The sequence below is a fragment of the Actinomadura madurae genome (genome assembly GCF_047130825.1).
Lineage (GTDB): Bacteria > Actinomycetota > Actinomycetes > Streptosporangiales > Streptosporangiaceae > Spirillospora > Spirillospora madurae.
Genome location: NZ_CP083237.1, coordinates 6,677,411 through 6,700,261, shown reverse-complemented (window position 1 = coordinate 6,700,261; position 22,851 = coordinate 6,677,411). Strand labels below are relative to the sequence as shown.

Sequence of the window (22,851 nt, the reverse complement as noted above, 5' to 3'; positions counted from 1 at the left end):
CCGCCCGGTCCCCCGTGCCGGGACGGCGGAGGGGAACGCGCGAGGCGTCCCGTAGGAGGTTGCTACCCCCTGCCGTCCGGAACGAACATCGCAGGTCGCGCGGGGTTTGGGCGCGATCGGCCCGGGGACGGGGCGCCCCGGGCGGGGCGGGTCAGACGACGCCGTAGAGCCGGTCCCCCGCGTCGCCGAGGCCCGGCATGATGAAGCCCTGGTCGTTGAGGTGGGAGTCGATCGCGGCGGTCACCACCTTGATCGGCGCCGAGATGTCGGCGAACGCCTGCTCCAGGTACTTCAGGCCCTCGGGGGCGGCGAGCAGGCAGATCGCCGTGACGTCGTCCGCGCCGCGGTCGAAGAGCAGCCGGATGGCGGCGGCGAGCGTCCCGCCGGTCGCGAGCATCGGGTCGAGGACGTAGCACTGCCGCCCGGACAGGTCGTCCGGCAGCCGGGTCGCATACGTCTGGGCCTGCAGGGTGCCCTCGTCCCGGATCATGCCGAGGAACCCGACCTCGGCGGTCGGCAGCAGCCGCGTCATCCCGTCCAGCATCCCGAGGCCGGCGCGCAGGATCGGCACGACGAGCGGCTTCGGGCTCGCGAGCTGGACGCCGTGGGCCGACACGAGCGGGGTCCGCACGGTGGCGTCGGCGACCCGGACGTCGCGGGTGGCCTCGTAGGCGAGCAGGGTGACCAGCTCGTCGGCGAGGCGGCGGAAGGTGGGGGAGTCCGTGCGGACGTCCCGCAACGTGGTGAGCTTGTGCGCGACGAGCGGGTGGTCGACGGCGAGGGTCTGCATGGGCTCACCGTAGCCCACCCCGCACCGGCGACTCCCGCGGCTGGATAGGACACCGTTGAGCTGGGCAATATGGCGGTATGAACAGCGAGAGGGATCACCAGCCGGACGGCCCGGAGGGTGCCCGGGGGTCCGCTCCCGATCCGCCCGCACCCGCGGTGCCGCCTCCCGAGGCCGCCGACGACACCTCGCAGGCCTCCCCGTCTCCCGAGTCCGCGCCACCTCCCGAACCCGCCTCTCCGTCCCGCCGGTCCCCGGTGACCGATGTCACAGGGGAGGAGAACGCCGCGGAGCGTCCCGGCCCGCAGGGCGACATCTCCCCCGAGCAGGTGCGCGAGCGGCTCCGCCGCAGGGCCGTCTTCCTGCGCGAGCTGGCCGAGGCCCGTGAGCTGCGCCGCCGGGTGACACCGCACCGGTCCCGCCGGGCCCGGATCCACGCGGCGCTGCGCCGCCGTACCTTCCGCCTGCACTGACGCAGTCGAGTAGGTTCGTCCCGCCGGGTACGGGTTTGCAGCGCTGACTTCCGGTTTCACAGCCGGGTGCGGCGGCGAGTTTGGTGGTGGGGCGCGCGAGCGCGCCTCGCATCTGCGACCATGCCCTGGCAGGAGACGCGCCGGTGGGGTGGAAATGACGGATGTGGACGCGACGGACTTCGCCGTCGTGGTGTACCGGGAAGACGAGAGCTGGGAGGCCGACGTCCTCCCGGTGGCGCTGACCGAGGACCTCGCGGGGCTGATCCATGCCCTGCGGCAGCAGCCGAGCCTCGGCGGCACGGTCGGGCTGGTCTCGGTCGGCGACGACTTCTTCGTCGCGATCCGCCTGCTCGGGGACGACGTGATGGTGTTCCTGTCGGACGTCACGGCGTCGGTCGACTGGCCGCTGGCCCGCCAGGTCCTCGACTATCTGGACATCCCGGTCCCCGACGACGAGGAGCTCGACCAGGTCCTCCCGGTCGGCGACATGTCGATCTTCGCCGACCTGGGGCTGGACGAGATGGAGCTCGGCGCGATCTCCGGCGACCTGGAGCTCTACCCCGACGAGATGCTGCTCAGCATCGCCGGGCGCATCGGTTTCGCGCACGCCTTCGAGCGCGCCCTGGACACCGTCTCCTGAAAGGTCAGCCGGGGAACCCGTTGCGGCGGGCGTAATTAGCCAGGTCCGCCCAGTCGTCCCCCGTGTGGCCGTGCCCGGGGTCGAGGCAGCCCAGGCTGATCGGCCGCTTGGCGTCGTAGCGGGGCGCGCGCGGGTCGGGCGGGTTCTCGAAGTCCAGCACCTCGGCGATGTTGCGGGCGGCGGCGTCCCGCACCGTCAGCGGTTCCAGGCCCCAGCGCCATTCGATCGCCTTCAGGACGGACGTGTGGTCGTACACCTCGTGCGCGACCGCGCCGCGCCGCGCCCGCGGTGAGATCAGCAGGCAGGGGACGCGGAAGCCGCGCAGCGCGGTGCCGAGGTCGGGCCGCGGGTCGGGCCCGGACGGCGGCGGGACGTGGTCGAAGAACCCGCCCCACTCGTCGTAGTTGATCACCAGCAGCGTGCGGGGCCAGTTCGGCGAGGTGACGAGCGCCGTGTACACCTCGTTCAGGAACGCCTGGCCGAAGCGGATGTCGGCGAGCGGGTGCTCGTCCTCCGACATGCCGGGCAGGAAGATCTCGCCGAGGAAGGCCGGCTCCACGAAGCTGACCGCGGGCAGCCGGCCGCGCCGGGCGTCCTCGCGGAACTCGGCGATGTTCCGGCTGATGTCGAGGTGCCGGAGCCCCCACAGCGCGGTGAACGGGACGTCGCTGAAGTAGTACCGGCACGGGACGTCCTTCGCCTTCAGCCGGTCCCAGACGGTGGCGATCTCCGAGATCGTCAGCGAGTTCGAGATCCGGTCGGTCTGCCCGGCGTGCTGGAAGATCCGGTTGGGGAACGTGGACGACATGATGGCGGGGAAGTAGCGGTCGCAGACCGTCCAGTCGAGGGCGGCGTGGCCGTGGAAGCCGAGGTCGGGGCCCTCGAAGTAGCCGATGGAGAACACGTCGTTGTCGCCGGCGCGCAGCCAGCCGTCGCACGCGCCGCCGTTGTACTCGACGCGTCCGCCCTCGTAAGAATGGTCGGGGTCCTGGAAGCCGCATCCCCACGGCACCTTCAGATGGTGAGTGCCGTGCTCGTTGCCGTCGGCGTCGGTGTAGGTGAGGCCCGCCTGGCGCCCGTCCGCGCCGGGCACCCAGCCCATGTAGTGGTCGAACGACCTGTTCTCCATCATCACGACGACGATGTGGTCGATGCCGGACTCGTCCGGATCGGGAAGCTCGGCGACGGGCGCCCGCTTCGCCGCCGCCAGGGCCGCCGCGTGGGCCTGCGTGGACGACCCGCCGGCGGCGCCGGTCGCGATGACCGCCGCGGTGCCCGCCGTGCCCGCCAGAAACCCGCGCCTGGTCAGTTCGTCCGCGCCCATGGCATTCCTCCGAGGAAGGTGACCGCTGAGCAGTATGCGAACTCCTGTGGCGCGCGGGAAGGACGCGGACCGTCCGCCAGCGGACAAAACCCGAAGTTTATTCACAAGCGCATCCGGGCACCCGATGCCGGATTCCTTGGCACGGGGGTGTGTCGGGGCCAACCCCGTGGGTCACAATGAGCACGTGTCATACTTCGCCGCCGTCTTCGCACAGACACCGCAGGGCTGGGTCGGCACGGAGGCCGTGCTCGCCGAGGCGGAGCACGTCGACGACGTCGCCGACCTGATGCGGGAGGCCGCCGTCGAGTCCTACGGCGACCCGGTTCTGCTGCTCATCGAGCAGGACGACGACTGGTTCGCCGTCGTCCGGCTCGACCGGGAGGACGAGCCCCGCGCCTTCGTCTCCACCGTCCGCGAGGACGGCCTCGGCGCGCTGTTCCAGCAGCTCGTCGGCGAGGTGCCCGACGGCGACGCCGCCGGTGACGCCGCCCTCCTCGAAGACCTCGGCCTCGCCCCGGAGCGCCTCAGCGACCTCGGCGAGCGCGCCCTCCCCGGCGACGCCCTCCTCGCCGTCGCCGAGCAGGCCGGCTTCGGCGAGGAGTTCGACCGCCTCCGTGACTGACCCGGCCGGCGTGGACCCCGTCGTCGAGGCCTACCACCCGGCGATGCGGCGGGCGCTGGACGAGGCCCGTCACGCCGCCGCGGAAGGCGAGATCCCCGTCGGCGCCGTCGTCCTGGACGCCTCCGGCGAGATCATCGGGACGGGACGCAACGAGCGCGAGCGCACCGCCGACCCCACCGGCCACGCCGAGATCGTCGCGATGCGGCGCGCGGCCGCGTCCCTCGGCGGCTGGCGGCTGGCGGGATGCACGCTGGTGGTGACGCTGGAACCGTGCACGATGTGCGCGGGCGCGTCCGTCCAGGCCCGGCTCGACCGCATCGTCTACGGGGCCGTCGACCCGAAGGCGGGCGCGGTGGGCTCCCTGTGGGACGTCGTCCGGGACCGGCGCCTCAACCACCGCCCCGAAGTGATCGCCGAGGTGATGTCCGCCGAGTGCGCCGCCCTGCTGATCGAGTTCTTCACGCACCGCAGAGTCGGGTAGGCTCTCCCGCGGTGGTGTCGCCTAGTGGACGAGGGCGCACGCCTCGAAAGCGTGTGAAGTGCAAGCTTCCGTGGGTTCGAATCCCACCACCACCGCCACCCAAACGGCCGTCAACCTGGCCGAACGCTATGAGGGCGGAACCCATGGTCCCGCCCTCAGCGCTTTCTAGTCTCAGTTCTAGTCTCGTTTGCCGCCGCTAGGCCGCTCCCTGGCTCCCCTCAGGGTCGTCGTCGTGAACCTCGGCTGGCTCCCAGAGGAGCCCCGCCACACGTTCGGCGACGTCGCTTCGGATCACGTCGCTCATGTGCTGGTACCGCTTCGCCATGGCGGCGCTGGACCACCCCATGATGGCCATTGCCGTGGGCGTCGGAACCCCGAGGATCAGAAGCACCGTCGCGGCCGTGTGCCGAGCGTCGTGCAGCCGAGCTTCGCGAAGTCCGGCCGTCACGAGAAGGTCTTTCCACTCGTGGTAGTCGGTGAAGGGGTTGAGCGGCTCCCCATCGGGCTTGGTGAAGACGTATCCCTTGTCAGCCCAGAGTTGCCGCGCCTGCTCACGCTCGGCGTCCTGTTGGGCCTTGTGCTCCTTGAGAAGCTCCAGGAGCGGCGCGGGGAGCCCAATCACGCGGCGTCCGGCCTTGGACTTGGTCCGGCCGGTCTCCGCGCGAATCTGTTGCCGCTGCAGGCAGTAACCCGCCTTGACGCGGCCGCAGGACTCGCCGTCACAGCCATGGACGTACTTCGGACGCAGGCGGCCACGCCGAATCCGGATCATGCTGGTGTCTAGGTCAACGTCTTCCCATTTGAGGCCGAGCGCCTCGCCCTGGCGGAGCCCGAGGGCGAGCGCGAACACCCAGCGCACGCCGTTACGTTGCTGCTCCCCCGCGACCTTGAGCAGCTTCTTGATTTCGCCGATCTCGTAAGGCTCGAACTCCTCCTCTTCCACCCTCGGCGCGGTGGCGAGAAGAACGGGGTTGGCGCCAAGGTGGCCACGCTTGACAGCGACGTTGAGGGCGTTTCGGAGCGTGCGGTGTACGTGATGCGCCGTGCCCGCCGAGAGTCCCTGTTTCTCTTGCATCCTGGCGTACAGCGCTTCGCAGTGTTCAGGCGTGAGCTTGTCCAGGCGGTGAGCGCCGAGGCCAGGAACGAGGTGCTTCTCGACGTCCACGCGGTACCCAGAGTGCGCGTTCTCCGAGATCCTCGGCGGCGTCGCGATGTTGTCGATCCAGTGCCGTAGCCACTTCTCGACGGTCCAGCGCTGTCCGGCCTTGGGCATCCTCCCCTTGTCTCGAAGCTCCTCAAGCTTCTTGACCTTTGAAGTGACCTCGGCCTTGGTCTTAGCCATGACGTGACGGCGGTCGGGCTTACCGTCATCCTTGGTGCCGACCGTCACCCGACCGTGCCAGTAACCATCCTTGCCCTGGTAGATGCTGGACCGCCCATTGGCGTTGCGCCCCATAGTGGCTGTTCTCCTCCTGTTAGTTGGACTGGACGGCGGCCAGAAGGCCGGAGACATAGGCGGCAAGGCATTCGGCCGGAACTCGGCGTAGGCGGCCGATGGTCACGCTCTGGATCTCGCCAGACGTGATGAGGGTGTACATCTGGGTCCGGCCGATCTTGAGGCGCTTAGCGGCCTCCTCGACGGTGAGCAGAAGGTCCGAGTCATTGGCCATGACGGTCACTGCAACCTCCGGGGCATGCTGAAACGGCAGGGAAGGGATCGCGGAGCGTTACGGACGGGCGGAGGTCGGGCAATGGCTGGGGACGCGGTGACGTGGTGACAGAAGTCGACAGAAGTAGTTCTGTCGACTTCTGTCACCGTGTCCCCCGGTCCTTGACCGCCGTGACGGCCTGCCGGGTGGTCACGATGAGTCACGCCGAGCCGGAAGAGACATCGGTCAGATCGGGGTGTGCTTCGTAGGCCGGGGCGGAGGGTCGGTTACGGGTGTTGGGCGGGCTTGGGAGGCGTCGAATCCAGCCGTGAGTTTCCAGTACGCGCAACGCGGGCTCGGTGTCGGCGGCCTTTTTGAAGCGGTTCTTGAGGCCGCTGCGCATGAGGTCCCGCGCGGTGAATCGCGCCGTGCCGGTCCGTTCGATCCACTCAAGGACGGCACGAGCGTCGTTAACGGCAGGGTCGGCGCCGATGGCGTCATAGGCCGCTTGGGCATGAAGGGTGAAGTACTCGCCTATGAGCCGGGCATTGGTGAACGTGGCGAGCGTGATGGGTTGATCCCATCCGTCGCGGACGTGCTCGGCCAGGTGCAGCAAAGCGGCAATGCGCACCACGGCACCGACGTACTTACCCGCCCAGTCGGTCATGTGGGCCAGGTCGCCCGTACCTGGGCGTAGCCGGATCTCGTGCTCGCGGGCGAGATCGAGAATGGCGGCCTGGGCGTCCGGCGCGAAGTGCAGCGTGGCGGCCTCGGGCAGCGCAGCGAGAGACAACACCAGCGCTTGCACGTTGGCGTTGTAGGCGTCCCGGATGTGGTCGGGAACGGGCTCAGGCCGCTCGTTGCGGAAGCCCAGCAGCGACGTAGGAACCGAGTACAGCAGGCGCCCCAAGAGCCCCTGTTCGCCGAACTGCGGCGTCTCGCCGAGGCGGGCCAGGACGCCGGGTTGAGTGCAGATCCCGAGGGTGATGGTCGCGGCCGTGATGCGCTCGCTCGGACGTCCCATGCGGTCGATGCGCATCTCTTCGCCCGCATGGCCTGACTTCAGGATGGCCAGGTTGGGCGCACCGCCGTAGCGTCCGGCGGCGATAGAGAAGATCTCGCCTTCTGGGGAGAGGACCGCGAACCGGCCACCCTGCTCGGCTACGTGGCTGGTGAGCCGTTCCACGGTGGCGTCATCGGAGAACAGACAGGGTTCAGCCGGAATCGGCGTGTTCTCCAGATCCAGCCGCGCGGACGCGGCCTCGTCGCGGGCAAGGGCCTGCTGAGTGGGGTCCTGCGCGGAGGTCGCGGCCTTCTCGGTCTTCTCTACGGCCGCCTCGGCGACCTTCCGCGCCACGACCGCATCGGCGATGAGCGGGCGGGCCTGCTCGACCAAAGCGGCCTCGGCGGCCTTGATCGGGGCGGTCATGTGCTTGTAGACCTCGGACTTGCGGTTGCCCGGGGGCAACACGACGAGGGTGAACAGGTTGGTGGGCTCAGTCCACGAGGTGGCGCGGACCCACACCTTCCCTCCACCAGCGACGCCGAGCACGGCCAAGGCGAGGCATCCAGCGAGGTCGGGCGGGGTTTGGGTGACCTCGGCGAGACCAGCGGCATACTCGCCGAGCCAGTCCGGGAACGTCCACACGGGGAACACGGGCAGATCGGCGGTAGCCGCCAGCGGTGTCGGGTCGGTCCAGCCCTGGCCCTGGGCGGCGGTGACGGCGGCCAGCTCGGCGACGACGGCGCCGCGTAGATCGTCCTGGGCGTCGCCGGTTGAGGCGTAACCGAGCTGCATCAACCGCGTCCCCGAGGCGACCACACGGCGGGCGTACGCGAGATCGCGAACAAGGTGGGCGTAGTACGTGGCGTTGGTGGCCGTGGGAACTCGGCTGGTCAAGGTGTGCAGGTAGGGAGCGCCGCCCATCGAGCTGCTCAGGAGGCAAGTGGGCCACCCGATCCATGCCTAGTAATCGGCGATGCACCGACCGACATCGAAGCTGCCAAGAAGGTGGGCGCCCCGAGCGTCGGCTATGCCAAGCGAAAAAGCCGCGTACGGGAACTTGGCGCCGCTGGCGCCGACATTGTCGTCGAGAGCATGGCTCTCCCCGCCGAGGCCGCCGGAGCCCTCCAACTGGACGCGCAGTGACAGGCGCCTCTGTCAGCGTTCCAACCTCCGTGGCACAGGGCATCTCCGCACGATGGCCCGACCGGGCGCCACTCTGGCTCAGCCAAGTTACGACCGAGTTGGCAGAACTCTGCCGACGCTACAGAGCGATCCCACTGTCGACATTCGACTCTCGGTATGGCCTAGTGGTCGAGGTCGAAACCGACACTGAGCGTCTCGTGATGCGTTCCTCCCCGGACCCCGATGCACTCTCTCAGGCGAAGGTCTCCCAGAGGTTCGCCGCTCTCGGCGTCGGCCCGGAGATCCGAGAGGTCGAAGCCACTGAGTCGGGGGTATGGACCGTGGCGGCCCGAGTGTTTCCGGGATACACCCTCAAGAACCGCTTCGTACCAATCGAGCAACTGGCCGCCGCGCTCCATCCGCTACAAGGGCGGCGAGCACCAGCACACTTGCCAACCCTAACCGTTTGGCTATCCAAGCGCCTCCAGGATGACAAAGCCATAGACCTGCCATCCGGAGCCACGGCGGCACCAAGAGCCGAACGGCAGCAAGCCGCCCAATTGCTAACTCAACTCACCAGCCAGACAACCCGGTTGCTCTGCCATGGAGATACATCATCTAAGAACATCCTCACGGGGCCCGCTGGGAAGCTCTACTTGATTGACCCGCGCGGCCTCTCCGGAGACGTCGCCTATGACGTCGCCGTAGCAGCGTGGAAGACCGCAGGCAATGAGTTGATCCGTACTAGGGCTGTCAGGCTAGCAAAATTAATGGGTATCGACCGCGAACGCGTGGAGGCCTGGCTAACGGTTGCCGAAACCGCCAGAGTTTAAACGGCCAGGCACTTGACCTATCGAGGGCTACCTCATTTCGGCCACCAGTTTCCTAGTGCTCCCGAACTAACGAGCCACCATGTTGGCGAAATTAGAGTAAGTAGAGGCGCTGAACTTCCGGGCAGAGACCGCAAGGGCCCGAAAGTTTGCAATTGCACTAGAGACGGCCTCGCGGTTACGTAGTGCACTTGGGGCAACTAGTGGTGCACTGAGGTGGTCGGGCGCGAAGACAAGCAGAGACTCAACGATAGGCGCCCATGCTTCGGTTGCCGATGGCATGGGGAGGTTCTTTTTGAACTGCAATGTGTATGGATCACTAACAGCGACTCCGAGGATCGTCTCCATTGTCTTTCCGATGGCCTCGACCGCGAGCATGATTGAGCCCCGGAGCCCTAGCCACTCATGGAGAGCAGCCTGATCTTGCGTTCGAGAAGTCGCGTCGATCTGTCCGATCAGCGTTTTCTTCTCCTCTACGGCACGCAGCAGACTAGCCACGAAGACAATGTGATGAGCAGTAATGCGATCAGGGAAAACGCTTGTGTACATCGCATCCTGCTCCCATATCTGCCCCTTCTCATGGTAGGCGATATGGGATTGCCCATGAAAGGCCGCTAGAGCCTGTGCGGCTACGGGTGCCGGTAGATGGTTCTCGCCCGGACGCCTAATGACGTCCTCAGCGCCACCTCGACGGCCACCACTGTAGCCAACTACACCCAAGCGCTGAAACTCCTGCACCAAACGTGTCTGAGTACCGTCATTACTCCGAAAGTCGGAGGCTTGGGTAGGGTTCTGGCGATTGTTGTATCTGACAATACTTTTAACAGTCTCAGGATCATCACACTTAATGAATCGGGCGAGCACGTGACTCTCGTGACTAACCTCCGCATCCGGAAGAGAGCCGACCGCCCCTGTTGTCTGCGCACCGTTTACGATGCCCAGCCCAGTGATCTTTAGCATGTCATTCTCAACCGAGAAGCTATGCACGAGTGCAGTGATCCCATTATTGTAGGCCCAGAGATTCGTCGGCTCACTCCGCACAGTTTCTCGGATACCGTTGTTGATATTGCTTTTTGATCGCACGCTACCCAGATATCCGCGCACATTAGGAGAGAACAGATCCGCTCCGTGTTGCTCGAAACGCTCATGAAGCCATATGGTGGGCACACTGGTACAAAGCGCCGTCCATTTTTCTCCACTTTCCTCAAAGAACCCAGGGATCGCTACTTCAAAAGTCTCCGATACCAAGATCGGCGTCTGCGAGTTCTGATATCGCCGCGAAAGTGCCTCAGAGCCAATCTGGCTTCCGGATACCGTCACCTCGCTGGCCGGGTAGCCTGATTGTAGGCGCTCATACGCAGCATCGCGAGCCTTCTGGATTTCAGTCTCTGCCGCCTTTGAACTAAAACAGTTGTGGACGTACCATATCTCGACGTGGCCGATAGCTTCGTCCTCCAACGCTTCATGCAACTCTCGCCATGCACTCGAAAGCAGTGCAGGGACACCCGTGGGCGATTCCTTGCTGAACAGCCAATTAACCGCCTGATGCAGGGAAGCAGCTTTAGAGGCGGGAGCTTCTTTCTCCCTATTGGCGCCTTGCGCTTCATAACCCTGGGCAAGAACTACACGCCCTCGGTCTCGATCCACGTAAAGCAGGTCACACGCTTTGTCATTGCCGTGATCGGTTAGAGCAGTCGCAGCTACCGTGTCGATGTCCTCGATACCGAAAGCTAGTTGAAGGGCGAACAGCAATCGCTTGTTGGATCCATACTTTTCAAGATCGATCCGCTGGCCTAGCGCAACTTCGAGGCTCATAGTCACAGCAACATAGTAGCCCGAAGAGGACCGAAACACAGGCTTAATTCAACCAGTCGCTAGCCCGGGTATCACGAGCACGGGCGCCTTCATCGTTTGCTAAGGTCCGGCGGACTGCGGCGGGTTAGGAGAGCCCAGGTCGAAGGTGGGGTCTGAGCGAGGCGTCCCCAACTAACGGCAGTCGCGTGCGCGTGCTGGTGGGGTAGGTGGGCCGGGGCGGGGCTCAGACAGCTACCGCCCCGAGCGCGCCGTCAACGCAATGAGTATGGAGCGTAGCTGGGGGTGGGCCTGTGGGCCGCCCCCCGGCTTGTCCCTTAGGACGCCACGCAGTCAGCCAGCACGAACCGCCAGAGCCTGATGCCCTGGGGCTGTCTGGCCCGTGCGTTCGCGGTGCTTCGCAGTCTCAGTTCTAGTCTCAATGAGGCGAAGTTCAGGGGCGTTCACGTGGGTTCGTCGGCCATCGGTTCCACGTGGCCAGACGGCCGTGTCCTGGGGGTCAGACGTTAGCGATCTTGGGTGGACGGAGGGCCGCAGACCTCGAAAGCGTGTGAAGTGCAAGCTTCCGTGGGTTCGAATCCCACCACCACCGCCACCCACATGTATGAGGGCGGGACCGTCGGTCCCGCCCTTCGCGTTTCCGGTCTCGGTTGTTCAGGGGCCGACTATGGCGCGTAGGGCGGCGTGGTGGGCTCGGTAGGCCTCGCGTCCCTCGCGGGTCAGGGACAGCCACACCCGCTGCCGGGTGTCGCGGACCGCTTTGCGCTGCTGGACGTATCCGGCGTCCATGAGCACGGTGACGTGCTTGCTGAGCACGGACGCCGACACTCCGAGCTGTTCCTGCACCACGCCGAACTCCGCTTCGCCCGCGGTGTCCAGCAGGGCGCAGATGCGCAGCCGATTGGGTGCGTGGATGGTCGCGTTGAAGCCGTCCATCGGGTCGGTCGTGCTCGTGCTCACGACGCCTTCCGGTGCAGACGGACGAACCAGAGGTGAAAGCCGATGGACAGGGCGGCGCCCGCGGCGGAGGCGGCCAACAGCCACAGCGGCTGGTCGGTGTACCGGAATGCGTATCCGGAGCCCACGATGAGCAGCGGTGTCCCGACGAGCGCCGGCACGGTGGCGCGCTTGGGCAGGACGTCGAGGCGCAGTGCCACGCCCGTCTTGGCGCGCCAGTTCCTGCCCGCGACGACGAAGAACGCGAGGAACACCGCCTCGGCCCCCAGCATGACGGCCAGCCATGCCCCCTGCGGCATCAGCCAGTCGGGCTCGGCCAGCGCACCGCCGAAGGTGATCGGCAGTACGACGAACATCGCCGTGATCGTCGCGACGAACCAGGTCGGCCACGGAGTGGCGGACAGCGCCTCGACGGACACTCGGACGTCGTCGGTGTCGGCGAGGGCCGCACGGGCCTGCTCCGGCGTCGGCAGGGACGCTTCCCCGTTAGTTTCCATGCCGGAAACTCTAGCCGCTTAGTTTCCAACTTGGCAAGAGTCGAGTTGCCGAGACGGAAAGAGCCGTGCCCGGGGCTCCGCACCGGTCACCGAGCCGTCTCGGTCAAGGGCTTCGTGATCGCGCACGGGCGGATCGTCCAGATCTCCTCACTGCTCGACCGGGCACGCGTCGAGCAGCTGGGCAAAAGCCTCAACCTGCTGTGACCAGGGCCACGCCGGCGACCGCGACCGTCATCCCTACGCGCTGGACGGTGCGGAGTCGTTCGCTGTAGGCGATCCGGGCCAGCAGGACGGTGATCGCCGGATAGAGGGACGTCAGGACGGCCGCGAGGCTCAGCAGGCCCTCGTTGACCGCCAGGAAGTACAGGACGTTCGCGCCCGCGTCCAGGACTCCGGACAGCAGCGCCAGCCCGATCAGCGTCCGCCCGGACACCCGCGGCCCCGCACCGCCGCGGGTCGCCAGCACCAGCAGCGCCACGACGACGATGACCAGGTTCCCCAGCCGCGCTCCGACGATCGGCCAGAGCCCGGTGCCGTCCCCCGCCTCCTTCAGCAGGACGAAGAAGATGCCGAAGCAGGTACCGGACACGCCGGCCATGACGGGGCCCGAGTCGAGCAGGCGCCGCCACCCGTCCGCGACCGGCTCGGCGGCCTTCCGTCCGTCGGCCTCCATGCTGACCAGCCCGATCGCGACGAGGCACAGCAGGACCCCGAGCAGGACGGACGCGTCCAGCCGCTCGCCCTTGGCGACGCCCACGGCCACCGGGATGATCGCCGCGGCCAGCGCGGACACCGGCGCCACCACGCTCATCGGGCCCCGGGCGAGCGCCCGGTAGAAGGTCATCAGCCCGGCGCCGCCGCAGAGTCCCGCGGTGAAGCCCCAGGTCATCGGCCCCGGGCTGGGGCTGCCTCCGCTGAGGAGCGCGGACACCAGCACGACCCCCAGCCCGATCGGGACGCACCAGCTGAGGACCCTGATCGCGGCCGCCTTCCGCGTGACCGCGCCGCCGAGGAAGTCGGCCACCCCGTAGGCGAGCGCGGCGCTCAGCGCGAGGACCGTGACCATCACCGCCCGCCGATCAGCCGCGTCTCGATCCGCACGCCGGGGGAGACCGTCCGGAGCAGCTCCGCGAGGCGCGCACCCGCCTCGTCCAGGCGGTCGAGCGGGTACGGCTGAAGGCGTTCGAGCAGGAAGAGCCCGTTCTTGGTGGTCTCCGTCAGCCGGGTCCGGACGCACTGCCGCCAGTTCCAGCGCCGGCACGTGACGCCCGCGTCGTCCCGCCAGACGACCTCACCCGGGTTCGGGTGCTCGACGGCGGGCTCACCGCCGGCGATGACGTCGAACGGCTCGTCACCGGTGGCGCGGACCAGGCGCGGCGCCCCCTGGTAGGCGTCGAGGTCCTCACCGCCGATGGGCAGCGCGTACTCGACGCTGACCGCGTTGTAGGCGTCCACGACCCGGTTGATGGACGGGAGCGCGTCGGCGCGGCGGAGCAGCGCGTCCACCGAGGGCCGGGTCCGCTGCGGCTTGGCGCCGAACGCCCGGTAGGCCTCGCGCCACGCCTCGACATGCGGGTCCCCAGCGTCCGCCTTCCGCGCGGCGGCGGCCAGCCACTCCTCGCCCACCTGGTCGCCGGGCCCGTTCTCCATCCCCTCGGCGACCATGACGAGCACGGCGAAATCGGGACGGAGTTCCCGCACGGCCTCGTCCACGACGACCCGCTCCAGCATTCCTCACCCTCCGGGCGGTCACTTTAATGACATTGACGTTCCACTATACCGACCGCCCGTGGTCCGGCCCAAGGCCCGCCGCCCGGCTGAGCCGTTGGAGTACCCCGTCCAGGTCGCGCGGCTCGGCCGGTGCCGGATCCCACATCAGGCGCAGGTCGTCGCCATGCCTGCGGGGGACGAGGTGCACATGGAAGTGGAAGACCTCCTGCCAGGCGGCCTCGCCGTTCGCTTGGGCGATGTTCAGACCGTCCGGCTCCAGGGCCGCTCTGAGCAGTGCGGCGACCCTGTGCACCATATGCGCCACCCGGCCGTGGACGGCCTCGCCGATGTCCCAGATGTTCCGAGCGTGCACGCGCGGCACGACCAGGGTGTGCCCCGGATTCGCGGGGGCGATGTCCAGGAAGGCGACGGTGTGCTCGTCCTCGGCGACCCGGTAGGACGGAAGCCGGCCGGCGACGATCTCGCAGAAGACGCAGTCGTCCATGCTCCGATCATCGCGCGGTACGAGAAACTGAGCGCGCGGACCGACGGCTGGAGGGCGTTTGAACGAGCAGGAGGCGATCGGCGAGGCCGTGGCGCGGACGGTGCGGGCGCTGCGGGCCGGGCACGGGTGGAGCCTGGACGAGCTGGCCGGGCGCGCCGGGGTGAGCAAGGGCGTGCTGGTCGGCCTGGAGCAGGGGCGCGGCAACCCGAACCTCGGAACGCTCATCCGGATCTCGGACGCCCTCGGGGTGCCGCTGACACGCCTGGTGCAGGTCGAGGAGGAGCCGCCGGTGCGGCTGTTCCGGCCGGAGCGGCACGTCGTCCTGTGGCAGGGCGAGCACGGCGGGACGGGAACGCTCCTGGCCGGAAGCGACCCGAGGCCGTCGCTGGAGCTGTGGAACTGGGTCCTCCAGCCCGGCGAGACGCGCGAGAGCGACGCGCACGTCCCCGGCACCAAGGAGATCGTGTACGTCCAGGAAGGCACGCTGACCCTCGGCGTGGACGGCCGGACGGACCTCGTCGAAAAGGGAGCCGCCGCCGTCTTCGTAGGCGACCGCCCCCACTCCTACGGCAACGCGACGGACTCCGAGGTCCGCTTCACCCTGGCCGTCCTCGACCTTTGACGCCGCGCGCAGTGGGTGCAGGCGCCGCGGCGACGGTAGTAGTAGGCGAGCGCCGCGGCGGCCAGGAGCGGGCCCCACAGCCCGATCGGTATGAACGCCAGGCTGAAGAGCCACCCTCCCTCGCCTTGAGGGATCTCCGTGACCACGTACACGGTGAACAGGGCCAGCACGGCGGACGCCGCCAGCGCCGCGCTGGTGGGGACGGCCACCGGTATCGGGCGGCCGTGCACCACCGGAACCCATCGCGGCCACACCTCCCCCCAGGGGCGGATGAGCCCTCGGGTCAGGATCGCCCCTCCCTCGGACGCGCAGCCGAGGAGCATGCCGGTGACCCAGACCCCCAGCCGGCGCCCTCGGGGAACGCGATGGGCCACGGCGTCAGCCACGTCAGCCTGATGAGCCCGTAGGGCAAGGGCATGAGCGCGGCGGCGATCGTCACCTTGCGCCCCCAGCGCGCCGCGGACTCCGGCCGCGTCCAGGCGGCGCCGGGACGGCCGCAGCGAGCGCAGCGGCGCTTGCCGACCCGGAACGCGGTCACGGTGCAGGCCGCCCAGATGACCCCGCCGACCACGGTGAACACGGCCCAGTGGGCGCCCTTGTACGCCACGATGAAAGTGGCGAACCCGAGCCCGGCGGCCGCCGGAACGCCCACCAGCACCGACGTGCCCACCCGGCCGAGCCGCAGGGCGCGCGCCAGCAGCGCCGCCAGCAGGATGACCGGTGCCGAGAACGCGAAGGTGTAGGCGACGACGACCATCGCCATGTAGCCGGGAAGCACGAACCCCAGCACCGCATATCCGGCCGTGAGGACGAGAAGAGGCCGGCGCATCGTTTCGACGCATCGCCGACCGCGCAGAGCGAGAGCGACCACGACGCCGAGCCCGCCGAGCGCGAGCAGCCCGATCGCCCCGGGACGCGCCCCGATGTCGAAGGCCAGCGGGGGAGACTCCGCGTCCCCTCGCCCGAGCAGATACGCCGATGGCCGCAGCACCCACCACAGCCCCAGCCCGGCCGCCACCGCCGACCAGCACAGCGCGGCCACGGTGATCCGACCGCGTCCCTGCCCGGCATCTGTGATCGCCATGAATGCCCCTCCCATGCAAGCGATCACCACGGTCGCGCGAACCGCACGGGCCGGTGATCCCCCAAGGGCGCCATCCCGGTCCCCCGGCCGAGGGAAACCGCGCGGAAGCCCCGGGCCAGAGGAGGCCTCGCGGCGGCCGAACCCGCGTTGGCCGGCTCCTAGGGGTCGCCCTGCGCCTGGGACACCTGCTCAGGAGGTGAGGCGGACGGGCATGGCGAGGTAGCGGTACCCGGTGTCGGACTCGGCGGGCTCCTGCTCGTCGTCCTTCTTGTCGGGGATGGCGGTGAGGAGGGCGGCCTTGGTGGGGCCGGCGCATTCGAGGCGGGCGTACTCGGTGTCGATGCCGGCGAGGCCGTCCAGGAGGTACTGGGGGGCGAACGCGATGTCGATGTCGTCGCCGGTGAGGTCGGCGGCGAGGCTCTCGTTGGCGCGGGCGGAGTCGCCGGTGGCGGCGCGGAGGCGGACCTCGCCGCCGGTGAACGCCAGGCGGATCGGGGTGCCGCGCTCGGTGACGAGGGCGGCGCGCTTGATGGCCTCGACGAACGGGGCGACGCGGACCTCGGCGACGGACGTCCAGGTGCCGGTGAGGCGGGACCGGTAGTTGATGTACTGGTCGTCGAGGAGGCGGCTGGTCATGCTCCGGCCGCCGCCCGCGATGCCGATGAGGGTGTCGGCGGTGCCGCCGAGGTCGATGGCGACGTCCGCGCCGCGCCGGATCGCCTTGGCGGTGTCGGCGAGGGTGCGGGCGGGGACGACGACGCCGGCGGTGAAGTCGGGGTCGTCCGGGGACCAGGTCAGCTCGCGGGCGGCGATGCGGTACCGGTCGGTGCAGGCGAGCCACATCGTGTCGCCCTCGATGTCGATCCGGACGCCGGTGAGCATGGGGAGGGTGTCGTCGCGCCCGGCGGCCGGGGTGACCTGGCCGACGGCGGTGGCGAACAGGTCGCCGGGGAGGGTGCCGGCGCGGGCGGGCGGGTCGGGGAGGGTGGGGTAGTCCTCGACGGGCAGCGTCTGGAGGCCGAACTCGGCGGGGCCGCAGCGGACGACGACCTCGGTTCCCGTCATGACGACGTCCACCGGCTCCTGCGGGAGGTTCCGGACGATGTCGGCCAGCAGCCGACCGGGGACGAGGGCGCGGCCCGGCTCGGCGACGGCGGCGTCCTCCCGGGCGTGGGCGGACACCTCGTAGTCGAACCCCGCGACGGTCAGCTCGCCCTCGCGGGTGACCTCGATGAGCATGCCCGCGAGGATGGGGAGGGCGGGGCGCGCCGGGAGGGTCCGCGCCGCCCACGCCACCGCGTCGGCGAACGTCTGGCGGTCGACTCGGAACTCCACCTCGATCAACCTCTCCGGGGTTTGACGGTCATGTTCCGCACAGTAACCCGCGGCTCTGACATTCCCTCGCGTCGCGCGTCAGAACAGGGCGTTCTCGGTAGCGCGGTTCTTGCGCTCGAAGTCGAGCAGGTAGCGCTTGCGGTCGAGGCCGCCTCCGTAGCCGGTGAGGGAGCCGGTGGAGCCGACGACTCGGTGGCAGGGGACGATGACGCCGACCGGGTTGCGCCCGTTGGCGAGGCCGACCGCGCGGGACGCCGAGGGACTGCCGATCTCGACGGCGAGTTCGCCGTACGTGGTGGTCTCGCCGTAGGGGATCTCCTGGAGGGCGTCCCAGACGCGCTGCTGGAACGGTGTGCCGTGGAGGCGGAGCGGCATGTCGAACTCGGTCAGTTCACCGGCGAAGTACGCGGCGAGCTGTTCGGCGACGGTCGCGAACGGTTCGCTGTCGGGGTCGCCCGGCGCACCGAAGGTTTCGGCCGGCGGACGGTGCCGCTGCATCTCCATGTAGAGGCCGGACAAGGCGCCGTCGGTCTCGACCAGCGTGAGCGGACCGACAGGGCTGTCGACGACGACATGTGTTCGTTCCACAGAGGTTCCTTCAGCTCGCGGGAAGCAGGTTGATGGCGTGGTCGCCCGTGGCCCACAGGTACTGGACGGCGTAGGCGCGCCACGGGCGCCATCGGGCGGCGCGGCGCGTGAGGGCCGCCGGGGTGGAGGGGAGGTCGAGCGTCTTGGCGGCGGCACGGATTCCGAGGTCGCCGGGGATGAACGCGTCCGGGTCGCCGAGTGCGCGCATCGCGATGGTCTCGACGGTCCAGGGACCGAAGCCGGGCAGGGCGGACAAGCGCGCGCGGGCCTCTTCCCAGTCGCTCCCCACCCCGAGGTCGATCTCTCCGCCGGCGAGCGCGTCGACCAGGGTCGTGATGGTGGTGCGGCGCGTTCTCGGGAAGGCGAGGGATTCCGGGTCCAGCCCGGCCAGGGCGGACGGGGTCGGGAAGAGGTGCGTGAGCCCGCCGCCCGGGTCGTCCACGGGGTCGCCGTGGGCGGTGACCAGGCGCGCCGCGTGGGTGCGGGCCGCGGCCGTCGACACCTGCTGCCCGAGGACGGCCCGGACGGCGAACTCCGCGGCGTCGACGGTGCGCGGGACGCGCCGTCCGGGTGCCTTGCCCACCAGCGGCGCCAGGGCGGGGTCGGCGCGGAGCAGGTCGTCCACGGCGACGGGGTCGGCGTCGAGGTCGAGCATCCAGCGGCAGCGGCTGATCGCGATCGTGAGGTCGCGCTGGTCGCCGAGGCGGAGCGTGCAGGCGACGTGGTCGGGGCGGGGGCTGAGGGTGGCGATGCCGTGGCCGTGCGGGAGGCGCATGGTGCGGCGGAACGCGCCGTCCCGCCACTCCTCGACGCCCGGGACGGCGGTGGCCGCGAGGTGCCCGAACAGGTTGTCGGGGCAGAGGGGCGCGCGGAAGGGCAGGCGCAGCGAGAGCGTCCCCGAACCGGCGGGCGGCTGCCCCTTCGCGACACGGTCCCGCAGAGCGGTCGGCGTGAGCGCGAACACCTCGCGGACCGTGTCGTTGAAGGAGCGGATGCTGGAGAACCCCGCCGCGAACGCGACGTCCCCCATCGGGAGGGGCGTCGTCTCGATGAGGAGCCGCGCCGTCTGCGCGCGCTGGGCCCGCGCCAGGGCGAGCGGCCCGGCGCCCAGTTCCGCGTTTAGCTGACGCTCGATCTGGCGGTCGCTGTAGCCGAGCCGCGCTGCGAGCCCGGGAACGCCTTCTCGGTCGACGACGCCGTCGGCGATGAGGCGCATCGCCCTCGCGACGACGTCCGCGCGGTGGTTCCACTCGGGGGAGCCCGGGGACGTGTCCGGCCGGCACCGCTTGCAGGCGCGGAACCCGGCCTGCTGGGCGGCGGCCGCGCTCGGGTAGAAGCGCATGTTCTCCCGCTTGGGCGGGACGACGGGGCAGCTGGGCCTGCAGTAGATGCCGGTGGTCACGACCCCGGTGAAGAACCAGCCGTCGAAACGGGCGTCCTTCGACTGGACGGCCCGTACGCACCTTTCCACGTCCTCGTGCATGGCTCCAGCATCACCGATGGTCGCGCCGGTCCACTGGCGAAAATCCGACATCATCGTTGCGGACGTTCTGAGCGGCCACTCAGCCTGCTGCAGATGTGTTCGGCCCACGACCGGACCGCTCTGGCCGCCATACGCGAGGAGGCGCTGCGGCTCTTCGCGGCGCACGGTCCCGACGCCGTGACGATCCGGCTGGTCGCCGAGGCAGCGGACGTCTCCCCGGCGCTGGTCATGCACCACTTCAAGTCGAAGGCCGGGCTGCGCGAGAGCGTGATGGTGAACGATCTGGCCGTCCTCCTGCTGCGAGACCGTCTGACCGACGTGCTGGGCTCTGACCCCTTGTCGGTCGACGGCATGACCCGCTGGGCGAACGAGGCCATGTCCATCTACGGCAGCGGGTTGCGGGGCCCGGGCCGCCCGCTCGCGCATGACGTCCCAGGTAATCGATCTCCGGCCGTGCCGTTGGCAGCGTGGTGGGCACGGAGACGAACCGTCCCGGACGATCGAGAAACGGGAGTCATGATGAGCGACGTTCAGCAGCGGGTCGAGCGCTACCTGGCCATCTGGAACGAGACCGACCCGGCCGCGCGGCGCGCCGCGATCGACGAGCTGTGGACGGAGAACCCCCTCTACGTCGACCCGCTCGGCGTGGCCGAGGGGCGCGACGCGATCGACGCGTTCGTCGGCGCCGCGCAGCAGCAGTTCCCCGGCCTGGTGTTCCGTCCCGCGGGGGCCGTCGACGCCCACCACAACGTGGCCCGCTTCACCTGGGAGCTCGGCCCCGAGGGCGGCGAGGCGATCGCGGTCGGCTTCGACGTGGCGACCTTCGGCGACGACGGCCGCTTCGACCGCGTGACCGGCTTCCTCGACAAGGTGCCCGCCTGACGCGCGGCGCTCGGACGGCCGGCGGCGCGCATCGCCCGCCGGCCGTCCACTCGTTCGTGCTACTCCCGGGGCCGGGCTCAGACCCTTGGGAGGAGAATGAAGCTGGCTCCCTGGCGTGACGGCCGTCCGGAGTCGACCTTCCTAGGCTCGGCAGCGTTCAACCGCACCGACCAGGAGGTTCCCTGTGCGCCGCCGACTTTCCGCCCTCGCCCTCGCCGGGGCCAGCGTGACCGCGCTGAGCGCATGCGACCTGGCCTTCGCGTCCACCACCTTCGAGGACGGCGCGACGTTGCAGGGCAAGATCACTTCGGTGGAGCTGGACATCGGATCGGGGCGTGTGAACCTTAACGGCGGGTCGTCCAAGGCGTCCCTGCGACGGTCCGTCAAGTACCGGGGCGATCGGCCGGAAGGCGTGACGTACCGGATCGAGAACGGTGTCCTGAAGCTGCGCGGCTGTGGCTCACGCTGCTCGGTGCGATACACGGTGGACCTCCCGGCGGGCCTCCCGGTGTCCGGCAAGACGTCCAGCGGGTCCATCCACCTGTCGCGGGTGGGCGCGGTGAACGTGTCGACCGATTCCGGCTCGATCCATCTGCACGAGGTCGCCGGGCCGATCAAGGCGAGGACGGACAACGGCGAGATCGAGGGTCGCGGGCTCAGAGGCGCCGGCACCGACGTGAAGACCGACAACGGCGACGTCAGCCTGACGCCCGCCAAGGCCCAGAACATCCGCGCGGAGACGGACAACGGCGAGATCAAGGTCACCGTCCCCGCGGGCCGGTACCGCGTGACCTCGCACGTCGGCAACGGCGACCGGACCATCGACGTCCCGAACGACGCGTCCGCCCCCTACCTGCTCGACCTGCGCACCGACAACGGCGACATCACGGCGAAGCCCGCCGCATAGCCCGCCGTATGGCCCCGCCTCACCCGGCCGCGCCGCGGAAATGTGCCTCGCGGTCCGCGGTCGCCAGCGCGGTGTTGAGGAGCGCGATCACGGCGAAGCCGATCGCGGCGCCATGGTGGCCGACGCCGTACAGGGCCAGCGCACCGGCGCCGAACACGACGGCCTTCACAAGGAGGACGAGCGGCAGCGCGACCGTGAACCGGGCGCGGGGCGCCGCGAAGAGCCCCCACAGGATCATCGCCGCCACCGGTGCCCCGACCCCGAGGACGGCGCCGGTCAGAATGCCCCCGCCGGTCGTGAAGCCCCACCACGCGAGGGCGGCGATGGCCGCGATCTCCAGGAGGAAGGCGAGGCCCTCGTTCAGGACGTGCAATGGCCCAGGTAGACGCACGCCGCTACGGTACTGCCGTGGACGTGATCTCCTGGCGGGAGGGCGGCCGGGACCATCGCGTCCGCTGGCGGTCGGAGAGCGGCGCGCCGCCGCCCGGCCGCGTGGTGGTCGCCGGTGACGAGACGCGCGCGGACGACGCGTACCGCCTTGCGTGCGAAGGCACCGCGCTGCTGTGGCGCGGCGACTTCCAGAACGCGCGCCAGCTCCTCGCGGCGATGGCGCGCCGGATCGACCGTCCGCCGCGCAGGCGGCGCAAGAAGCCGGAACCTTCCCAGGTGCAGGCGTTCCACCTTTACCGGCAGTCCCGCGCCCAACGCGCGCGGACGCTCGGCATGGTGCTCATACCGTTCGATCCTGGCCACGTGATTCCGCTGCGCCGTGCACCGGATGTGCAGGACGCCTGCACGGAGGCCCACGGCCCGGACGACCAGCCCTACGTCACCTCGCTGCGTGAGCTGCTCGGTCTGATCGGCGCGCACGAGTGGCGCGAGAAGGGTGTCGGGATCCCCGCGCTGGGCGGCGACCGCATACACCCGCATTACGGCGTCTTCTCCCCGGTCAGGGGCGAATACGTGGACCTGGTCGGCGAAGCGCCGCTGCCGGCGACGAGCACGGCGTTCGACGTGGGGACCGGAACGGGCGTCCTGGCGGCCGTCCTGGCGCGCCGCGGTATCGGCCGCGTCGTCGCCACCGACCAGGATCCGCGTGCGCTCGCCTGCGCCCGGGAGAACCTCGACCGCCTGAAGGTGGACGTGCGCGTCGTCCAGGCCGACCTGTTCCCGGATGGACGCGCCGGGCTCATCGTCTGCAATCCGCCCTGGGTGCCCGCGAAGCCGAGCTCACCCCTCGAACACGCCGTCTACGACCCGGGGAGCCGGATGCTGCGAGGCTTCCTGTCCGGGCTGGCCGAGCATCTCGAACCGGGCGGCGAGGGCTGGCTGATCCTGTCCGACCTGGCCGAGCACCTGGGCCTCCGGACGCGGGACGATCTCCTCGCGCTGTTCGAGGCGTCCGGCCTGAAGGTCGCCGGCAGGCTCGACACCAGACCGCGCCACCTGCGGGCCACCGACCCCGACGACCCCCTGCACGCCGCCCGCACCGCCGAAACGACGTCCCTCTGGCGGCTGACCTCCCGCTGACGCCC

28 protein-coding genes and 1 tRNA gene are annotated in these 22,851 nt (G+C 69.5%); 12 read left to right on the top strand and 17 right to left on the bottom strand.

Going from position 1 to position 22,851, the window contains the following annotated elements; genetic code table 11:
• Window positions 1-151: 151 nt before the first annotated feature.
• Complete coding sequence (gene upp / locus K8Z49_RS30690; RefSeq protein ID WP_021594660.1) at window positions 152-790, bottom strand: uracil phosphoribosyltransferase; 639 nt, start codon at window positions 788-790, stop codon at window positions 152-154.
• A gap of 77 nt (window positions 791-867) precedes the next feature.
• Between upp and K8Z49_RS30685 the strand changes: the two genes are divergently transcribed.
• Entirely contained in the window at window positions 868-1,260 is a 393-nt protein-coding gene (locus K8Z49_RS30685; protein ID WP_143118792.1) for a hypothetical protein, read from the top strand.
• Between the two features lie 154 nt (window positions 1,261-1,414).
• Window positions 1,415-1,900: a tRNA adenosine deaminase-associated protein gene (locus tag K8Z49_RS30680; protein WP_021594658.1), complete on the top strand. Its 486-nt coding sequence runs from the start codon at window positions 1,415-1,417 to the stop codon at window positions 1,898-1,900.
• 4 nt (window positions 1,901-1,904) lie between these two features.
• Here K8Z49_RS30680 and K8Z49_RS30675 read toward each other — a convergent pair whose 3' ends face one another.
• On the bottom strand, window positions 1,905-3,224 hold the full coding sequence (locus K8Z49_RS30675) for an alkaline phosphatase family protein (protein WP_412515845.1): 1,320 nt from the start codon (window positions 3,222-3,224) through the stop codon (window positions 1,905-1,907).
• Between the two features lie 184 nt (window positions 3,225-3,408).
• On the opposite strand from K8Z49_RS30675, the gene K8Z49_RS30670 reads away from it, so the two are divergent.
• The 3 genes from K8Z49_RS30670 (at window position 3,409) to K8Z49_RS30660 (ending at window position 4,425) form a co-directional block, all read left to right on the top strand.
• Entirely contained in the window at window positions 3,409-3,846 is a 438-nt protein-coding gene (locus K8Z49_RS30670; protein ID WP_021594656.1) for a hypothetical protein, read from the top strand.
• A 43-nt stretch (window positions 3,847-3,889) separates the two neighbouring features.
• Entirely contained in the window at window positions 3,890-4,327 is a 438-nt protein-coding gene (gene tadA, locus K8Z49_RS30665; RefSeq protein ID WP_177287900.1) for a tRNA adenosine(34) deaminase TadA, read from the top strand.
• 10 nt (window positions 4,328-4,337) lie between these two features.
• A tRNA-Ser gene (locus K8Z49_RS30660) sits at window positions 4,338-4,425 on the top strand.
• Window positions 4,426-4,523: 98 nt separating this feature from the next.
• Here K8Z49_RS30660 and K8Z49_RS30655 read toward each other — a convergent pair.
• The 3 genes from K8Z49_RS30655 to K8Z49_RS30645 form a co-directional block, all read right to left on the bottom strand.
• Window positions 4,524-5,783, bottom strand: a complete 1,260-nt coding sequence (locus K8Z49_RS30655; RefSeq protein WP_412515844.1) for a tyrosine-type recombinase/integrase — start codon at window positions 5,781-5,783, stop codon at window positions 4,524-4,526.
• A 19-nt stretch (window positions 5,784-5,802) separates the two neighbouring features.
• Window positions 5,803-5,997, bottom strand: a complete 195-nt coding sequence (locus tag K8Z49_RS30650; protein WP_412515843.1) for a helix-turn-helix domain-containing protein — start codon at window positions 5,995-5,997, stop codon at window positions 5,803-5,805.
• Between the two features lie 199 nt (window positions 5,998-6,196).
• On the bottom strand, window positions 6,197-7,903 hold the full coding sequence (locus K8Z49_RS30645; RefSeq protein ID WP_412515842.1) for a DUF3987 domain-containing protein: 1,707 nt from the start codon (window positions 7,901-7,903) through the stop codon (window positions 6,197-6,199).
• Between K8Z49_RS30645 and K8Z49_RS30640 the strand changes: the two genes are divergently transcribed.
• Both K8Z49_RS30640 and K8Z49_RS30635 read left to right on the top strand, forming a co-directional pair.
• On the top strand, window positions 7,829-8,125 hold the full coding sequence (locus K8Z49_RS30640; RefSeq protein WP_412515841.1) for an HAD family hydrolase: 297 nt from the start codon (window positions 7,829-7,831) through the stop codon (window positions 8,123-8,125). The genes K8Z49_RS30645 and K8Z49_RS30640 overlap by 75 nt on opposite strands.
• A gap of 164 nt (window positions 8,126-8,289) precedes the next feature.
• Window positions 8,290-8,937, top strand: coding sequence for a phosphotransferase (locus K8Z49_RS30635; RefSeq protein ID WP_412515840.1), 648 nt, complete (start codon window positions 8,290-8,292; stop codon window positions 8,935-8,937).
• 66 nt (window positions 8,938-9,003) lie between these two features.
• On the opposite strand, the gene K8Z49_RS30630 is transcribed toward K8Z49_RS30635, so the two are convergent.
• The 3 genes from K8Z49_RS30630 to K8Z49_RS30620 all read right to left on the bottom strand — a co-directional run bounded on the left by K8Z49_RS30630 (window position 9,004) and on the right by K8Z49_RS30620 (window position 12,200).
• A complete protein-coding gene (locus K8Z49_RS30630; RefSeq protein ID WP_412515839.1) occupies window positions 9,004-10,749 on the bottom strand; it encodes an AIPR family protein in 1,746 nt (581 codons plus the stop codon).
• Between the two features lie 651 nt (window positions 10,750-11,400).
• Window positions 11,401-11,682, bottom strand: coding sequence for a transcriptional regulator (locus K8Z49_RS30625; protein ID WP_075024309.1), 282 nt, complete (start codon window positions 11,680-11,682; stop codon window positions 11,401-11,403).
• A 20-nt stretch (window positions 11,683-11,702) separates the two neighbouring features.
• Window positions 11,703-12,200 carry a hypothetical protein gene (locus K8Z49_RS30620; RefSeq protein WP_412515838.1) on the bottom strand — a complete coding sequence of 166 codons (498 nt, stop codon included), beginning with the start codon at window positions 12,198-12,200 and terminating at the stop codon, window positions 11,703-11,705.
• Window positions 12,201-12,245: 45 nt separating this feature from the next.
• Between K8Z49_RS30620 and K8Z49_RS30615 the strand changes: the two genes are divergently transcribed.
• Window positions 12,246-12,404, top strand: a complete 159-nt coding sequence (locus tag K8Z49_RS30615; RefSeq protein WP_412515837.1) for a hypothetical protein — start codon at window positions 12,246-12,248, stop codon at window positions 12,402-12,404.
• On the opposite strand, the gene K8Z49_RS30610 is transcribed toward K8Z49_RS30615, so the two are convergent.
• The 3 genes from K8Z49_RS30610 to K8Z49_RS30600 are packed head-to-tail and all read right to left on the bottom strand — an operon-like array spanning window position 12,391 to window position 14,415.
• Window positions 12,391-13,266 carry an EamA family transporter gene (locus K8Z49_RS30610; protein ID WP_412515836.1) on the bottom strand — a complete coding sequence of 292 codons (876 nt, stop codon included), beginning with the start codon at window positions 13,264-13,266 and terminating at the stop codon, window positions 12,391-12,393. The two genes, K8Z49_RS30615 and K8Z49_RS30610, sit on opposite strands and share 14 nt — an antisense overlap.
• A complete protein-coding gene (locus tag K8Z49_RS30605; protein WP_412515835.1) occupies window positions 13,266-13,931 on the bottom strand; it encodes a B3/4 domain-containing protein in 666 nt (221 codons plus the stop codon). Before K8Z49_RS30605 ends, K8Z49_RS30610 begins: the two co-directional genes overlap by 1 nt.
• 43 nt (window positions 13,932-13,974) lie before the next feature.
• The gene (locus K8Z49_RS30600; protein ID WP_412515834.1) at window positions 13,975-14,415 is read right to left on the bottom strand and encodes an HIT family protein; all 441 of its coding nucleotides are present in this window, start codon (window positions 14,413-14,415) and stop codon (window positions 13,975-13,977) included.
• Window positions 14,416-14,473: 58 nt separating this feature from the next.
• Here K8Z49_RS30600 and K8Z49_RS30595 point away from each other — a divergent pair, with 58 nt between their 5' ends.
• Window positions 14,474-15,037 carry a helix-turn-helix domain-containing protein gene (locus K8Z49_RS30595; protein WP_021594649.1) on the top strand — a complete coding sequence of 188 codons (564 nt, stop codon included), beginning with the start codon at window positions 14,474-14,476 and terminating at the stop codon, window positions 15,035-15,037.
• Here the strand turns inward: K8Z49_RS30595 and K8Z49_RS30590 are convergent.
• The 5 genes from K8Z49_RS30590 to K8Z49_RS30570 form a co-directional block, all read right to left on the bottom strand.
• A complete protein-coding gene (locus K8Z49_RS30590) occupies window positions 14,980-15,267 on the bottom strand; it encodes a hypothetical protein (RefSeq protein ID WP_412515833.1) in 288 nt (95 codons plus the stop codon). The two genes, K8Z49_RS30595 and K8Z49_RS30590, sit on opposite strands and share 58 nt — an antisense overlap.
• Window positions 15,268-15,320: 53 nt before the next feature.
• Window positions 15,321-16,121: a hypothetical protein gene (locus tag K8Z49_RS30585; protein ID WP_412515832.1), complete on the bottom strand. Its 801-nt coding sequence runs from the start codon at window positions 16,119-16,121 to the stop codon at window positions 15,321-15,323.
• Between the two features lie 189 nt (window positions 16,122-16,310).
• Window positions 16,311-17,456, bottom strand: coding sequence for a DNA polymerase III subunit beta (dnaN, locus tag K8Z49_RS30580; protein WP_024934424.1), 1,146 nt, complete (start codon window positions 17,454-17,456; stop codon window positions 16,311-16,313).
• Between the two features lie 78 nt (window positions 17,457-17,534).
• Window positions 17,535-18,044 (bottom strand): methylated-DNA--[protein]-cysteine S-methyltransferase, encoded by a 510-nt coding sequence (locus K8Z49_RS30575; RefSeq protein WP_021594646.1) that lies wholly within the window; start codon window positions 18,042-18,044, stop codon window positions 17,535-17,537.
• Window positions 18,045-18,054: 10 nt separating this feature from the next.
• Window positions 18,055-19,527 carry an AlkA N-terminal domain-containing protein gene (locus tag K8Z49_RS30570; RefSeq protein ID WP_412515831.1) on the bottom strand — a complete coding sequence of 491 codons (1,473 nt, stop codon included), beginning with the start codon at window positions 19,525-19,527 and terminating at the stop codon, window positions 18,055-18,057.
• A gap of 93 nt (window positions 19,528-19,620) precedes the next feature.
• Between K8Z49_RS30570 and K8Z49_RS30565 the strand changes: the two genes are divergently transcribed.
• Together K8Z49_RS30565 and K8Z49_RS30560 are read left to right on the top strand one after the other, a co-directional pair.
• On the top strand, window positions 19,621-20,409 hold the full coding sequence (locus K8Z49_RS30565; protein WP_412515830.1) for a TetR family transcriptional regulator: 789 nt from the start codon (window positions 19,621-19,623) through the stop codon (window positions 20,407-20,409).
• Between the two features lie 184 nt (window positions 20,410-20,593).
• Window positions 20,594-21,316 (top strand): DUF4097 family beta strand repeat-containing protein, encoded by a 723-nt coding sequence (locus K8Z49_RS30560; protein ID WP_075024291.1) that lies wholly within the window; start codon window positions 20,594-20,596, stop codon window positions 21,314-21,316.
• 19 nt (window positions 21,317-21,335) lie between these two features.
• Here the strand turns inward: K8Z49_RS30560 and K8Z49_RS30555 are convergent, their stop codons facing one another.
• Window positions 21,336-21,707: a YrdB family protein gene (locus tag K8Z49_RS30555; RefSeq protein WP_024934422.1), complete on the bottom strand. Its 372-nt coding sequence runs from the start codon at window positions 21,705-21,707 to the stop codon at window positions 21,336-21,338.
• A 17-nt stretch (window positions 21,708-21,724) separates the two neighbouring features.
• On the opposite strand from K8Z49_RS30555, the gene K8Z49_RS30550 reads away from it, so the two are divergent.
• Window positions 21,725-22,846 carry a methyltransferase gene (locus K8Z49_RS30550; protein ID WP_412515829.1) on the top strand — a complete coding sequence of 374 codons (1,122 nt, stop codon included), beginning with the start codon at window positions 21,725-21,727 and terminating at the stop codon, window positions 22,844-22,846.
• Window positions 22,847-22,851: the final 5 nt, after the last annotated feature.

Bases quoted from the DNA above. Each gene is read 5' to 3' on its own strand.
- upp (WP_021594660.1), bottom strand. From the start codon at position 790: ATGCAGACCCTCGCCGTCGACCACCCGCTCGTCGCGCACAAGCTCACC.
- K8Z49_RS30685 (WP_143118792.1), top strand. From the start codon at position 868: ATGAACAGCGAGAGGGATCACCAGCCGGACGGCCCGGAGGGTGCCCGG.
- K8Z49_RS30680 (WP_021594658.1), top strand. From the start codon at position 1,415: ATGACGGATGTGGACGCGACGGACTTCGCCGTCGTGGTGTACCGGGAA.
- K8Z49_RS30675 (WP_412515845.1), bottom strand. From the start codon at position 3,224: ATGGGCGCGGACGAACTGACCAGGCGCGGGTTTCTGGCGGGCACGGCG.
- tadA (WP_177287900.1), top strand. From the start codon at position 3,890: ATGCGGCGGGCGCTGGACGAGGCCCGTCACGCCGCCGCGGAAGGCGAG.
- K8Z49_RS30655 (WP_412515844.1), bottom strand. From the start codon at position 5,783: ATGGGGCGCAACGCCAATGGGCGGTCCAGCATCTACCAGGGCAAGGAT.
- K8Z49_RS30650 (WP_412515843.1), bottom strand. From the start codon at position 5,997: ATGGCCAATGACTCGGACCTTCTGCTCACCGTCGAGGAGGCCGCTAAG.
- K8Z49_RS30645 (WP_412515842.1), bottom strand. From the start codon at position 7,903: ATGGGCGGCGCTCCCTACCTGCACACCTTGACCAGCCGAGTTCCCACG.
- K8Z49_RS30630 (WP_412515839.1), bottom strand. From the start codon at position 10,749: ATGAGCCTCGAAGTTGCGCTAGGCCAGCGGATCGATCTTGAAAAGTAT.
- K8Z49_RS30625 (WP_075024309.1), bottom strand. From the start codon at position 11,682: ATGGACGGCTTCAACGCGACCATCCACGCACCCAATCGGCTGCGCATC.
- K8Z49_RS30620 (WP_412515838.1), bottom strand. From the start codon at position 12,200: ATGGAAACTAACGGGGAAGCGTCCCTGCCGACGCCGGAGCAGGCCCGT.
- K8Z49_RS30610 (WP_412515836.1), bottom strand. From the start codon at position 13,266: ATGGTCACGGTCCTCGCGCTGAGCGCCGCGCTCGCCTACGGGGTGGCC.
- K8Z49_RS30605 (WP_412515835.1), bottom strand. From the start codon at position 13,931: ATGCTGGAGCGGGTCGTCGTGGACGAGGCCGTGCGGGAACTCCGTCCC.
- K8Z49_RS30600 (WP_412515834.1), bottom strand. From the start codon at position 14,415: ATGGACGACTGCGTCTTCTGCGAGATCGTCGCCGGCCGGCTTCCGTCC.
- K8Z49_RS30585 (WP_412515832.1), bottom strand. From the start codon at position 16,121: ATGGCGATCACAGATGCCGGGCAGGGACGCGGTCGGATCACCGTGGCC.
- K8Z49_RS30570 (WP_412515831.1), bottom strand. From the start codon at position 19,527: ATGCACGAGGACGTGGAAAGGTGCGTACGGGCCGTCCAGTCGAAGGAC.
- K8Z49_RS30565 (WP_412515830.1), top strand. From the start codon at position 19,621: ATGTGTTCGGCCCACGACCGGACCGCTCTGGCCGCCATACGCGAGGAG.